Raw genomic sequence first — 12,764 nt, 5'->3', positions numbered from 1 at the left:
CTACTCTGGACTAAAACCAAATGTTTATATTACCACTAGATCGGCATTTAACGCGCCAGCCTGCTTTAAGCCTTCCAATATAGCCATGACGTCACCAGGCGCAGCTCCTACTTGATTAACCGCCCTTACAATATCGTTGAGGGACGCACCAGGATTAAAGAGAAACATATGACCACTGTCTTCATCTACGGTTATTTCTGTTCGAGGCGCTAGAATCGTCTCACCACCAGCTAACGCGTTTGGCTGTCCTATCTCAGGGTTTTCTTTAATTGTCACCGTCAAACTACCATGAGTCACAGCCGCCGGAGTAACGGTGACATTTTGTCCTATGATAATCGTTCCTGTACGAGAATTAATAACAATTTTCGCTCTCTCTTGACCTAGTTCCACTTCTAAATTTTCTAATATTGATAAAAACGAAACTCTCTGACTTGGATCTCTTGGTGCTGAAACACGAATGGAAGTTGCGTCTAATGTCTGGGCAATATTTGGACCCAATAGATTATTAATTCGGTCGGCGACATGCTTAGCCGTCGTAAAGTCTGGACGATTAAGATTAAATGTTAATGTATCACCTCGGTTAAAGCTATTCGGCACCACTCGTTCAACCGAAGCGCCATTCGGAATTCGACCTACTGTAGGAATATTAACGGATAATCTAGAGCCATCCGCTCCCTGAACCCCTAAACCACCAACAACTAAGTTTCCTTGCGCAATAGCATAGACTTCACCATCCGCCCCTTTAAGGGTCGATAACAATAACGTCCCCCCTCTCAAGCTACTCGAATTACCAATTGATGATACCGTGACATCAATATTTTGACCTGGTTTAGAAAATGCAGGCAGCGTAGCCGTCAAAGAAACCGCCGCGACATTATCCGAATTGGTTTGCACACCTTCCGGCAAAGTAATGCCAAATTGAGACAGCATGCTGGCAAAACTCTGCTCTGTAAAAGCCGTATTATCTCCAGTGCCATTTAATCCAATAACCAAACCATAGCCGAATAATTGGTTATTACGAACACCTTCTACAGAAGTAATGTCTTTCAATCTTTCTGCATGGGTAAAACTCGTCACACAAAGCAGTATTAATGTACTTAACAATCTCATAAGATGAACCTAGAAAAAATAAAATTACCGTCAATGAATGCCAAAAGTAGCCTTAAAAAGGCATCCAGCTGGAGTTTACAAATCGACTTAGCCAACCTTGCTTACTGCCTTCCGAAAGCTCACCCGTTCCAGAGTAGGCTATCCGAGCATCCGCTAATCGGGTTGAGCTGACCGTGTTCTCCGCACTGATATCTGATTCACGAACCAATCCTGAAACCCGAATGTATTCTTGTCCACGATTGAGTGTAATCCATTTCTCCCCTCTTACTGCCAATAAGCCATTTGGATAAATATTATAAACCGTCACGGTAATACTTCCAGATAAGCTGTTGCTTTGATTCGCGTCAGCACTACCAGAAAAATCTGTATTGGTACTTGGCAAGTTAGTATCCAACCCAATAGGTATACCAAGTATAGTAGGATTACCTATTGTTGATGAAGAAGACTTAGACACACTGGCATCATTTGATTTTGTTGATCGAGTACTTTCACTCAAATTTATCGTCAAAATATCACCAATTCGTCGTGCTTTTTTATCCCCAAAGAAAATATCTCCCATACCAGCTTGATAAATACTGCCATCGGCTTTTCTGTTCGCTTGTATATTTTCTTGAATAACCGGCGCATAAAAAGGATCATCCGACTTGGGTGTCGATTCAACTGCCGCACAACCTGTTAAAAATACACCTAAAGCCGCCAATATCATCAATCTCATAATCTTACCTATTCGCTTATTAGAGTTGCTGAGTAACAAAACCTAACATTGAATCTGCTGTCGAAATCACTTTAGAGTTCATTTCATAAGCTCTTTGAGTGGTAATCATATTAACCAACTCTTCAACTGAATTGACATTGGAAGCTTCCAACATACCTTGGCGAAGCTCTCCAAGCGAGTCTTCTCCCGGAACTCCGACTATAGGAGCGCCACTGGCATTGGTTTCCGCAAATAAATTCTGTCCCAGCGCAGCAAGACCAGCTGGATTAATAAAGCCAGCTACGTTAATTGCGCCAACTTCTTCTGTGTCTGTTTGTCCCGCTCTCAGCACAGAAACAACCCCATCATCCCCGATGGTAATTTCAACCACATCTGGATCTATTGTGACAGCCGGCTCCAATAACAGCCCATTCGGAGTAACGATTTGACCATTACTATTGAGCTGAAAACTGCCGTCTCTGGTATAACCGATAGTACCGTCTGGCTGCAGCACCTGAAAGAACCCATCCCCTTGAATCGCAACATCTAGCTGCCTATCCGTAATATTGTAATCCCCTTCAGAGAAGTCTTTTTGAGTCGCTGTTACACGCACACCTGCACCAATTTGCAAACCTGAAGGCAACTCATTATTTTGAGTACTTAATCCGCCAGGCTGTCTAACTGTGTGATATAAAAGATCTTCAAAAACCGCTCTATCTTTTTTAAAACCCACAGTAGAGATATTAGCTAAGTTATTTGAAACAACAGATAATTGCTTATCCATTGCACTTAAACCTGTCTTACTAATCCAAAGAGCTGAATGCATACCATCACCTATAAAATAATTCTTTCTCAAGCAAACATAAGTTTACTTACTGAGTTACGGATACTAATTATGCATTACGCTGCAATATACGTGCCGAGGCATTTTCATTATTTCGAACAGTATCCATCACCTTAATATTCAGTTCAAAGCGGCGAGACAAGCTCATAATATGCGTCATCTCTTCAACCGCATTAACATTACTGCCTTCGAGAAAGCCTGAGGTCACTCTCGCATTAGGACTTTGTTCAAACGTTTGACCTTCTTTACCATAAATCAAACCACTATTACCTTTCTCGAGCAGCTTGGTATCTGGGTCAACCAGCTTAATTTGATTGATAACGGCCGTTTCAGCCAAACCAGCACCTTGAGGAATAATAGAAATCGTTCCATCATCGCCAATCGTGATTTTATCTAAAGGAGGTAAAAAGATAGGACCAGCATTGCCCATTACAGGCAAACCTGTACCGGTCACAAGCTGACCCACAGAAGTGATTTGCAAATCACCAGCACGTGTATAGGACTCACGCCCTAACTCGTCCTGAACAGTAATAAATCCTCTGTCTTGCACAGCAATATCAAGACTTCGACTCGTTTGAATGAGACCACCAGAAGCAAATCGTGTACCTGGGTTCTCCGTCATTGCAAACACTCTCGATGGAAAATGTTCGCCATTGATTTGCATTGAACGAGCTTGCTCAAAATCAGAACGAAAGCCTGTAGTACTAACATTAGCCAAATTGTTTGCATGAATGGATTGCGCATGCATGGTTTGCTTACCACCACTCATCGCCAAATAGAGTGCTCTGTCCATTAGCCATACCCTCAAAAAAAAGAATCTACCTAGGACAATACAAAAAATATGCCAAAGTAGATTCTTTTGAGTGTAATCAGCAAAAATCAGACGCACAAAAGCCTTCCCCATTCCTAGAGAAGGCTTTATTTCAACCGATTAACGTAAGTTAATGATTGTCTGGGTTACCGTATTTTCAGTCTCTAAGGTTTTCGAGTTAGCCTGATAGTTTCTTTGCGCCTCAATCAAGGCAACCAATTCGGATGTTAAATCAACATTGGATTCTTCAAGAGCACCACCACGAATACTTCCTAGTGTTCCTGTATTCGCTCGGCCAATGTTTGCCACTCCCGAGTTCGAGCTTGCCACCCAAGCCGTATCACCTGCAGGGCTCAATCCATCAGTATTATCAAAGGTAGCTAACGCAACCTGCCCAAGCACAGCTGTCTGTTGGTTCGTATACGTCGCAATCAAAAAGCCATCCTCATCAAAAGAGACTCCCTGCAACTCACCGGCAGCAAAACCATCCTGAGTAAAAGTATCAGTACTGGTCAATGCATATTGAGTCGTCCCCGCAAGATCCACTGGAATGGTTGCTGAAGGGTTCGTTGGATCGAAACCTGTAATCTCCAACTGGATTGGAGAAGAAATTGCGAAAGGAGGAAAGCCTTCAAAAGTACCCGACAAATTACCGGCCGCATCAAACGTCACTACCGTATCTTCAGGAACAAAGCGAGTCGCCGTACCCGTTACTGGATCATCGTAGGTTTGTTTTCCATCAACAGTAATTTTCAGCTCAAATGTATTGGCTTCGCCCTGTTGGATAAAGTAATAACCCACAGTATGAGTTTCACCCAAAGTGTCATAGATATTCTTTGTATTACCGTAGGTATAACTAGAAGGGTCTGCAGGATCAAATGATTTACGAGCAATATTAGAAGGCTCAACAACACTGGCCACAGCTAAAGTATCGTTAATAGCATTACCATTTAACGTACCACCTAAAGTAAACGGAGCTTGAGATAAACTAGTAATATCAGTCACTTGAGGCTGATTGGTACCGGCATACAACACCTGTGTTCCGCCAGGCTGAATTGTACCCACCGCATCGCGATAACCATCAGGACCGTTGAAAGTAATATACTGGTCGGTCAACCATTCCGTACCTGCATCATCAGTCGGGGAACCGTCTACTGTTGCATAAACTTGATAAGTGTTAGGCAAATCAGATTTCGCATAGAAGTAAGTAACGATGTGGTTTTGAGGTGGAACTTGAGTATCCGCAACCGTTTGAGTTTGAGTATAATCAAACGTAGTCGGATCAGTAGGGTCAAAGATATCATCAATAAACGCCGGCACATCTTCAGAACGAGAATCAAGGTTAGCTTGAATCGACATTTCAGAGGTCGCTTGCGGCGCAATACGCTCAGTAGGCACGGTTAAATTTTCTAAGTTACCGCCAATAATACCTTCGACAGCATTATATCCCTGAACATTCGCCCCATCGTTAGTAACAAGAAAACCTTCCTCATCAAGTTTAAAGTCTCCCGCTCGAGTAAAACCCTGCGTACCACCTACGTCCAAGACAAAAAAACCAGTTCCATCAATGGCTAAATCCAAATTACTTCCTGTATCAGATATATTACCAGGAGCAAATTGCTGAGCAACATTATTAACACTGACACCAGAACCGATAGCATTACTACTACCTGCACCCAGTACACTCGTATTATAAAGATCTCCAAACTCAACACGAGAACGCTTAAAGCCAGTCGTATCGGAGTTTGCTATATTGTTACCTGTGACACTCAAAAAATCCGCAGAAGCTTTGATGCCTGAAAGTGCTGTATTAAATCCCATAACGCCCTCCGATTAACCTACAATTTCTAGTTCGCTAGACAGGCTAAGTTTGCCATGCCCAGCAACATTAAGTTCCGTGCCATTAGCACCGTTGATTGTGACACCTTGAATCCTCGCAGGAAGCAAAGTTTGTAGCTCAACAACATCCCCATCGAATGTTCGCGCCTTGGCGGAAAACTGATAACTACCAGGCGGCAAAGGATTGCCATCTGCCGCTTTTCCGTCCCATGTGTATTCTTTATCGCTCAAGTCGACTTCTTTAACCAAGTTGCCACTCGCATCTGAAATCTTCAAGGTCGTTGTTTGAGCATCATCAGGAATCTCCACTCGTAAAGCGATATTCCCATCTTCAGCTAATTCGGCTGACTTCTGACTAACAAAAACAGACTTACCTACCAATGTCGAAGCGCCTAACGCTTGACTAGAGGTCAGTGCCGCAGACATGGACTCTAAGCGTGAAGAGATCGTTGATAGCTGCTCAACCTGATTAAACTGAGACATCTGAGCAACCATATCATTAGTATCTTGAGGGGCAGTTGGGTCTTGATTTTTAAGCTGCTCAATATACAGAGTCATAAACACATCTTGATCACCAATACTGGCTTTTTCTGTTGCCGTTTGCGTATCAACACCAGATGCTGCTTTCGCCTTATCTGTACCGTACTGAGCAATCAGACTGTTTAAACCATTACTTATTTCTGCCATATGCTACCCCTTACGCCTGACCAAGCGTCAAAACTTTTTGCATCATGCTTTTGGCCGAATTCATAACCTCGACATTCGTCTGAAAAGAACGAGATGCCGACATCATATCTGCCATTTCTTCCACAGGATTAACATTTGGATAAAAAACAAAACCACTTTCATTCGCCATTGGATGATCAGGTTCATACCTTGGTTCTAGAGGCGCATCGGATTCAATAATCCCCTTCACCTGAACCCCAATACCGGCACCCATTCCATTATCGTTTACATTATTCCAGCCATGGGCCTGCATAGACTGATCAAACATTTCAGCAAAAACAGGCTTACGAGCTCGGTAAGTTTGATCAACAGAGCTGGAAACACTGTCTACGTTAGCAATATTACTCGCTACGGTATTTAAGCGGACACTTTGAGCGCTCATTGCTGATCCAGCAATAGCAAATATGTTATTTAAAGACATGCTTACTGCCCTCCTGATATGGCTTTCTTCATGCCACTAATTTTTCTATCCAAAAACAAAAAGCTAGTGTCAAATTGAAGTGAGTTCTGAGCAAATTCAGCTTGCTCTCTTTGCATATCTACCGTGTTACCATCTATAGACGGCTGATTAGGTGTTCGATACAACAAGGCATCGTCATCAGATCCAGAAAAACCAGAGGATTGCGAAAAATGTTTATTATTCGTTGCGCTCATAGATAGTTGACTACGAGTTGCCTCTTGCATCATCGATTCAAAGCTAATATCTCGAGCCTTATAATTCGGTGTATCAGAGTTTGCTATATTATTCGCTAATACAGCAGAACGAGCACTACGAAACAATAATGCTTTATCATGTCCTGCAAATGCACCTTCAAATGTTATAGCCATGTACGCAACTCCCATCTAAACCTTAATGTAATATTATTAAATATTAAGCAAAATAGATGCCAATAAAAATACATCATATAATTCAATAACTTAGATTTTATTGCTTAAAAGAACGGCAAAAAGCGGCAAATGAAAATAGATGAAGGAAAAGAAGCTAGAAGGAGTCACACAGAAAAATCATAAAGAACCCTCTACTGAAGAGAGAGCCCTTTTCACATTACTTTACTCGATAAACAATACCGGGATGACACTGAACAATTTCAAACAAAGAAGATAATCCGCTTAATGCCTCAGACCCACCCAAAAATAGGTACCCACCAGGGTTTAAGGCTTTATGCATTCTGGTTAAAATATCAAGTTTCAACTCAGCCGAAAAATAAATCAGCACGTTACGGCAAAAAATCACATCAAACTTACCAAGACCAGCATAAGAATCGATCAAATTTAAATAGCGAAAGTCCACTCTGTTGCGAATAGGAGACTTTACTTTCCAAGCACCGCTATCTAATTTATCAAAATAACGTTTTTGCATGCTTTCACTAAGGCCTCGAACAATCGCTAAACTATCATACTCAGCCTGCTTTGCATGTTGCAGTATGTTTGTACAAATATCCGTAGCCACTATTTTTTCACCTGCTCTCAGCTTCCCAGGATAACTTGACTTGTATTCATCTATGATCATACTAATGGAATACGCCTCTTGCCCCGTAGACGCGGCTGCAGACCAGATTTTAATTGGTCTATCCCCCAACTCAGGTAAGATTTTCTCTTTTAAAATAGTAAAAGGATGAGAGTCTCTAAACCACAACGTTTCATTCGTTGTCATAGCATTAATCACCTCTTCTTTTAATGCCCCCCCTCTTCTTTCCAATAATGAAACCAAATCTTCTAATTTCGTTATTTCTTCTCTTTCAAGCAATTTACCTAATCTACTAGCAACTAAATATTGCTTATTATCGCTTAACATAATGCCACATACTTTTTCCAAGTATTGTCGAAACTTCATATATCCTTGTGGCGTTATTACGTTTGTTGTACTCAACATTGTCACTCCCAAAAAGCACATTTTTGAAATATTAGTTAAATGCGCTAAACATCCCTAAATCACTCATCACCCTGAATCTGAACCGTTTCTATTGCCAAACGGGCCAATTCGTCTGGTTGGAATTTTGCTAAGAAGCCATCCGCGCCCACTTTTTTCACCATCGCTTCATTAAACACACCACTTAATGAGGTATGCAGCAAAATAAATAAGTCACTTAATCGACTGTCATTACGTATCCGAGTGGTTAGCGTATATCCATCCATTTCAGGCATTTCTATATCTGAAATAACCATGGCGAACTCAGTAGTAACATCACCGCCATCATCGGCAATATTTTGCAGATACTCTAATGCTTCGCGACCGTCACACAATACCGTTGTTGCAAAACCAACATCTTCCATACAACGCTTAATTTGCTTGCGAGCCACACTTGAATCGTCAACAATAAGTATGTGATGTTGCTTCGCATTCTCTTGTACCGAATCGGTAACAATACCAGTTGAAATATCTTGTTTAGTGGGAGCGACCTCAGAAAGGATTTGTTCTACATCAATAATTTCCACCATGTGCTTATCAACCTGACAAACAGCGGTTAAATAATTATCATGCAATAAGCCTTTTGGTGGTGGCTGAATATCACTCCAATTCATATTAACAATGCGTTCAACGCCTTTAACCAAGAAGCCTTGAATACGACGGTTATATTCTGTGATGATGACAAAACATTCATTAATGTTTTCAATTGGCCTATCACCTGTCGCCAAACCTAGATCCAAAATTGGAATAGTGCCGCCACGAATATGAGCAACACCTCTAACAACAGGACTACTATGAGGCATGGTTGTTAACTTTGGGCACTGCAAAACTTCTTTTACTTTAAAAACGTTAATGCCGTAAATTTGTTTTCCATTCAAGCGAAATAACAACAACTCCAGACGGTTCTCACCAACAAGTTGGGTACGCTGGTTTACTGTATCGAGAACTCCGGCCATAACTATATCTCCTATGAACCTTATTGTGTCGCCAAGGCGAACCTCAAAAAATATGTAAATATCATCCAATCATAGAGTGATATTTGTTATTTTACTAATATCTTATGCAAACTTAGCGCTAAAACTGTGAGATATTTACCTGTATGAACAAAAAAATTTTTTCTCTCGTCTCAATAATTTGCAGTTTCTCTTCTGTTAGTAGCGCAACAGACCTTCAACGCTATATCACTGACTTTATAGAACACCATGAAAAACCTCGATTAGCAGAGCTTTATCCTCAAGCTGACGTGAATATTGAGCTAGAAAACAGAGCGGACTTTAGTTATCTACCTACGTGTTCTGAGGAAAACTTATCCATCATCAATTCACGTCAAGATGCACAAAAACGCACTACTTATACTGTTGAATGCTTCGCCCCCGCGTGGAAGTTTTATGTTCCTGTAAATCAAATGATCTTACTAGAAGCTTATGTGGCCATTACTCCCATATCAAGAAAACAACCTATCAGCTCACACAATACCGATTTAATCCAAGTCGATATCACCAAATTAAGAGGTGATATCTACAACAAAGAAAACCCACCCTTTGGGTTTGTTGCCTCTCGTAATATTAACATCAATACCGTCATTACTGACAAACTGACAGAGCTACCGATCATTGTCAAAAAAGGATCACGAGTCATGATTAAAGCGCAAAGTAATGCTATCAGCGTTAGAATGAATGGAGAATCACTCGAAAACGGCACACTCGGACAGCAAATAAGAGTAAAAAACATCAGCTCTGGTCGAATTGTGTACGGAAAAGTTGTATCCAGCAACGAGATTCTTGTAAACTATTGAAACGATTATCCAGAAAAGTACTTTATAATTATTTTTTACAAAAATATCTAAAGTTTCTTATTAGACAGCCGATAGTTGCTTTAAGTGAAAAATTTTCAGGGGCGGATAGGATTATGGCAATTAATATTAGTAACGGCTTGGGTAATCAAGCCAACATAGGTAAGAATGAAAGATTACAAAAATCTTCTGAGTCTACCGAGAATAGAGCTGGACAAAATGTATCTAGTAAAGACACGCTTTCTGAAGATACGGTTCAGTTAAGTGATGCAGCTCAAATATTAAAAGATCAAGAAGCAAAAATATCAAATCTTCCAGATATGGATATGGAGAAAGTCGAGCGGGTTAAACAAGCTATTGCCGCGGGTGAATATCAAATTGATACTCAAAAGTTAGCCAGTAACATGCAAAGTATTGATGCTCTATTCGCTTAACCTTAACAAGCACTACCTGATTCTAAGCTGATTGTATGGTCCCTGTAGAACCCATCTTTGCTCGAAATAAAGAACTTTTAGATTCGCTGTCGACACTCCTAGACAGTGAGCGTGACGCGCTTGCCCAGCTGAGTCCAGAAAAAATCCTGGAAATTTCTGAACAGAAACAATCCATTTTAGATGAACTTGACTCTTTAAACATTAAGCGCCATTCGTTGTTACTGAAATTTGGCATCATTGACCAAAAAAAAGCTGAGGAAGGTCAATTCAAAGCTTGGTTACAAACTCAATTAGAAAATCCTCGTCTTAATGATCTCGTATTAGAGTGTGAAATTCTTTTGGAGTCCTGCAAGGTAAAAAATCAGAGTAACGAACAGATTTTATATATAGCCCAAAAACGCAATAAGTCCCTCTTAGAAATCCTAAAAGGAACGGATAAGAAAAGCCGCGTCTATACAGCTACAGGCGGAACGAAACCGGTTAGCAGTAAACATACGATCGGTAGAGCTTAATCCTTCTATATATCTCCCACATTAAGACAGACAAAATCGATTAAAATGCGGCTTTTATTTGCCGTATTTCAAAAAATAATGTATAAAATCAGCAACTTTGCTAAATATCTTTTTAAAGACGTTTTTAGATCAAAAAACAAGCAGAACATTGTCCCCATAGGTAAACAGGATATACCTGCCGCCTCCTAAGCGGCTATTCCAGGTTCGAGTCCTGGTGGGGACACCATCTTTTTCAATAAAATCAATAACACAGCTAAAAAAGTGTGCATCTTGTGTGCAAACCTCTATTTCCTCCTCCAGAAAACCTCCTCCGTAAATATATATACAATTTCATTGAACTCGCTAGCTTTTGATATGTCTGAAGTCCTATAGTAGAAAAAATGGTTTAGTTTGAATTTTATATGTTAGACACTTTACTCACTTGGTCTCAAAATCCCTATGCGATTGCTCTGGGTATTATTTTTATTTCTTATATTTTAGAAGACGCTGCCATTGTTGGAGCCGCTCTTTTATCAGTAGAAGGAAGCTTACCTACTCACTTGGGAATCATGGCGGTCTTTATTGGTATTGCCTCAGGCGATATCGGACTATTTTACATTGGCCGTTATTGTCATAAGTTTCACTGGGTGCAACAACGGCTATCCCACTCAAAGGTCATCAAAATTCAACATAAGCTACAGCAAAATGCATTTTTAAATGTATTCCTCATCCGCTTTTTACCCGGCTTACGAGGCACTGGATATTTAGTCTGTGGCGCTTTACACATTAAACCTGCAACCTTCTTTTTGTCTGTTGGGCTCGCCACGTTCTTATGGTCTATCCTTATATACGCCTCGGTTTTTGCTTTAGGGGACGCTCTTTGGGTAGAAAGCTCTTTATGGCGTTGGGGACTGGCACCTATGATGATTATTGTTATTATCTCAATCAATAAACTGATCAATACCTATTTGCTAAAGGAACAACCTGCTTGAAAATCACAAAAGTCGCCTTGCCTGCTGGCATAAACGAGGGAATGCCTCCTCTGGAGATCACGGAGAAGCCGGTCTCATTCTTTGAATTCTGGCCTGCTTGGGCCATGTATATGCCGGTATTTTTTCAATGCCTTGGTCTAAGCGTGAAATACAGAAACGTTTGCCTCCCCTTGATTGCCAATCCAAAAATTCCTTTAAGCGGTATGGTTGGAGAATCAAAAGCCGATATCCTCAATCAAGCGGCAGAGGATGTGCGCTCTTATTTATGCGAATACGTGACATCAACGAATGAAGCGCTTCTTGATGATAAAACCAATGCTCAAAATACATTAACAGATTATCACACAAAGGGACTGCAGCTGCCCGCCGTCGCAAAACCAGATCTAGGATGCCGTGGTGTGGGCGTACGGTTAATTGAAACAGAAGATCAATTAATCCACTATATTTCGGCTTTCCCAAAGAGCGCTCGTTTTTTATTGCAAGAAAAATCAAAATATCAAGCAGAAGCGGGAGTATTCTATATACGTTACCCAGGTGAAAAAAAAGGAAAAATCATTTCGATCACCCTTAAATACACACCTTGGGTGATCGGTGATGGAGTCAGTACCCTCAAGCAGTTAATTATGGCGGACCCAAGAGCGAGTCTGCTATCTCACGTCTATTTGCCTAGACATAAGGCAAACCACGATAAGGTTATCCCAGAGGGAGAAGCATTTCGTATTGCCTTTGCTGGCAGCCATAGTGGTGGCAGTATTTTTAGAGACGGAAATCGTTATATTACCGAGGCACTTGCGGAATCACTTGATACTTTCTTTGATGGTATGCCCGAGTTTCATTATGGCCGTCTCGACGTCAAATTTAAAAACATTGACGATCTAATGAAAGGCGAAAATTTTCAAATTTTAGAAGTCAATGGTGCAAGCAGTGAAGCAACACATATTTGGGACAGTAAAACCAAGCTACCAGACGCCATAAAAGTTTTAATGAATCAATATCGAACTTTATACGAAATTGGCCATCTAAATCGTAAAGCTGGTTACCAAACACCATCCTTATCATCATTGTATCGCGCTTGGCGAGAAGAAAAGAGTTGGGTCGTTGATTACCCATCCATGGATTAAA

At 40.8% G+C, this 12,764-nt stretch carries 15 protein-coding genes and 1 tRNA gene; 6 read left to right on the top strand and 10 right to left on the bottom strand.

From position 1 onward, the window contains the following. Window positions 1-24 precede the first annotated feature (24 nt). The 10 genes from O1D97_RS05920 to O1D97_RS05875 all read right to left on the bottom strand — a co-directional run bounded on the left by O1D97_RS05920 (window position 25) and on the right by O1D97_RS05875 (window position 8,889). Window positions 25-1,110: a flagellar basal body P-ring protein FlgI gene (locus O1D97_RS05920; RefSeq protein ID WP_269123760.1), complete on the bottom strand. Its 1,086-nt coding sequence runs from the start codon at window positions 1,108-1,110 to the stop codon at window positions 25-27. Between the two features lie 52 nt (window positions 1,111-1,162). Then, a complete protein-coding gene (gene flgH, locus O1D97_RS05915) occupies window positions 1,163-1,825 on the bottom strand; it encodes a flagellar basal body L-ring protein FlgH (RefSeq protein WP_269123759.1) in 663 nt (220 codons plus the stop codon). A gap of 19 nt (window positions 1,826-1,844) precedes the next feature. Beyond that, window positions 1,845-2,630: a flagellar basal-body rod protein FlgG gene (gene flgG, locus O1D97_RS05910; RefSeq protein ID WP_269123758.1), complete on the bottom strand. Its 786-nt coding sequence runs from the start codon at window positions 2,628-2,630 to the stop codon at window positions 1,845-1,847. Window positions 2,631-2,697: 67 nt separating this feature from the next. Continuing rightward, on the bottom strand, window positions 2,698-3,441 hold the full coding sequence (locus O1D97_RS05905) for a flagellar basal body rod protein FlgF (protein WP_269123756.1): 744 nt from the start codon (window positions 3,439-3,441) through the stop codon (window positions 2,698-2,700). 138 nt (window positions 3,442-3,579) lie between these two features. Beyond that, window positions 3,580-5,280, bottom strand: coding sequence for a flagellar hook protein FlgE (locus O1D97_RS05900; RefSeq protein ID WP_269123754.1), 1,701 nt, complete (start codon window positions 5,278-5,280; stop codon window positions 3,580-3,582). Window positions 5,281-5,292: 12 nt separating this feature from the next. Continuing rightward, window positions 5,293-5,985 (bottom strand): flagellar hook assembly protein FlgD, encoded by a 693-nt coding sequence (locus O1D97_RS05895; protein WP_269123752.1) that lies wholly within the window; start codon window positions 5,983-5,985, stop codon window positions 5,293-5,295. Window positions 5,986-5,995: 10 nt separating this feature from the next. Further along, window positions 5,996-6,445 carry a flagellar basal body rod protein FlgC gene (flgC, locus tag O1D97_RS05890; protein ID WP_269123750.1) on the bottom strand — a complete coding sequence of 150 codons (450 nt, stop codon included), beginning with the start codon at window positions 6,443-6,445 and terminating at the stop codon, window positions 5,996-5,998. 2 nt (window positions 6,446-6,447) lie between these two features. Further along, window positions 6,448-6,852 carry a flagellar basal body rod protein FlgB gene (flgB, locus tag O1D97_RS05885; protein ID WP_269123748.1) on the bottom strand — a complete coding sequence of 135 codons (405 nt, stop codon included), beginning with the start codon at window positions 6,850-6,852 and terminating at the stop codon, window positions 6,448-6,450. A 217-nt stretch (window positions 6,853-7,069) separates the two neighbouring features. Further along, window positions 7,070-7,897 (bottom strand): CheR family methyltransferase, encoded by an 828-nt coding sequence (locus O1D97_RS05880; protein WP_269123746.1) that lies wholly within the window; start codon window positions 7,895-7,897, stop codon window positions 7,070-7,072. A gap of 59 nt (window positions 7,898-7,956) precedes the next feature. After that, complete coding sequence (locus O1D97_RS05875; RefSeq protein WP_269123744.1) at window positions 7,957-8,889, bottom strand: chemotaxis protein CheV; 933 nt, start codon at window positions 8,887-8,889, stop codon at window positions 7,957-7,959. 143 nt (window positions 8,890-9,032) lie between these two features. Between O1D97_RS05875 and flgA the strand changes: the two genes are divergently transcribed. The 6 genes from flgA to O1D97_RS05845 all read left to right on the top strand — a co-directional run bounded on the left by flgA (window position 9,033) and on the right by O1D97_RS05845 (window position 12,763). Next, window positions 9,033-9,728: a flagellar basal body P-ring formation chaperone FlgA gene (gene flgA, locus O1D97_RS05870; protein ID WP_269123742.1), complete on the top strand. Its 696-nt coding sequence runs from the start codon at window positions 9,033-9,035 to the stop codon at window positions 9,726-9,728. A gap of 113 nt (window positions 9,729-9,841) precedes the next feature. Further along, a complete protein-coding gene (gene flgM / locus O1D97_RS05865; RefSeq protein ID WP_269123740.1) occupies window positions 9,842-10,159 on the top strand; it encodes a flagellar biosynthesis anti-sigma factor FlgM in 318 nt (105 codons plus the stop codon). 35 nt (window positions 10,160-10,194) lie between these two features. Then, complete coding sequence (locus tag O1D97_RS05860; RefSeq protein ID WP_269123738.1) at window positions 10,195-10,671, top strand: flagella synthesis protein FlgN; 477 nt, start codon at window positions 10,195-10,197, stop codon at window positions 10,669-10,671. A gap of 150 nt (window positions 10,672-10,821) precedes the next feature. Beyond that, a tRNA-Arg gene (locus tag O1D97_RS05855) sits at window positions 10,822-10,897 on the top strand. A gap of 175 nt (window positions 10,898-11,072) precedes the next feature. Further along, window positions 11,073-11,642, top strand: a complete 570-nt coding sequence (locus tag O1D97_RS05850; RefSeq protein WP_269123736.1) for a DedA family protein — start codon at window positions 11,073-11,075, stop codon at window positions 11,640-11,642. Further along, entirely contained in the window at window positions 11,639-12,763 is a 1,125-nt protein-coding gene (locus tag O1D97_RS05845; protein WP_269123734.1) for a D-alanine--D-alanine ligase, read from the top strand. Before O1D97_RS05850 ends, O1D97_RS05845 begins: the two co-directional genes overlap by 4 nt. The last annotated feature ends 1 nt before the right edge of the window (window position 12,764 follow it).

The organism is Marinomonas phaeophyticola (genome assembly GCF_026966905.1).
GTDB lineage: Bacteria > Pseudomonadota > Gammaproteobacteria > Pseudomonadales > Marinomonadaceae > Marinomonas > Marinomonas phaeophyticola.
This window is presented reverse-complemented; position numbering and strand designations above follow the sequence as displayed.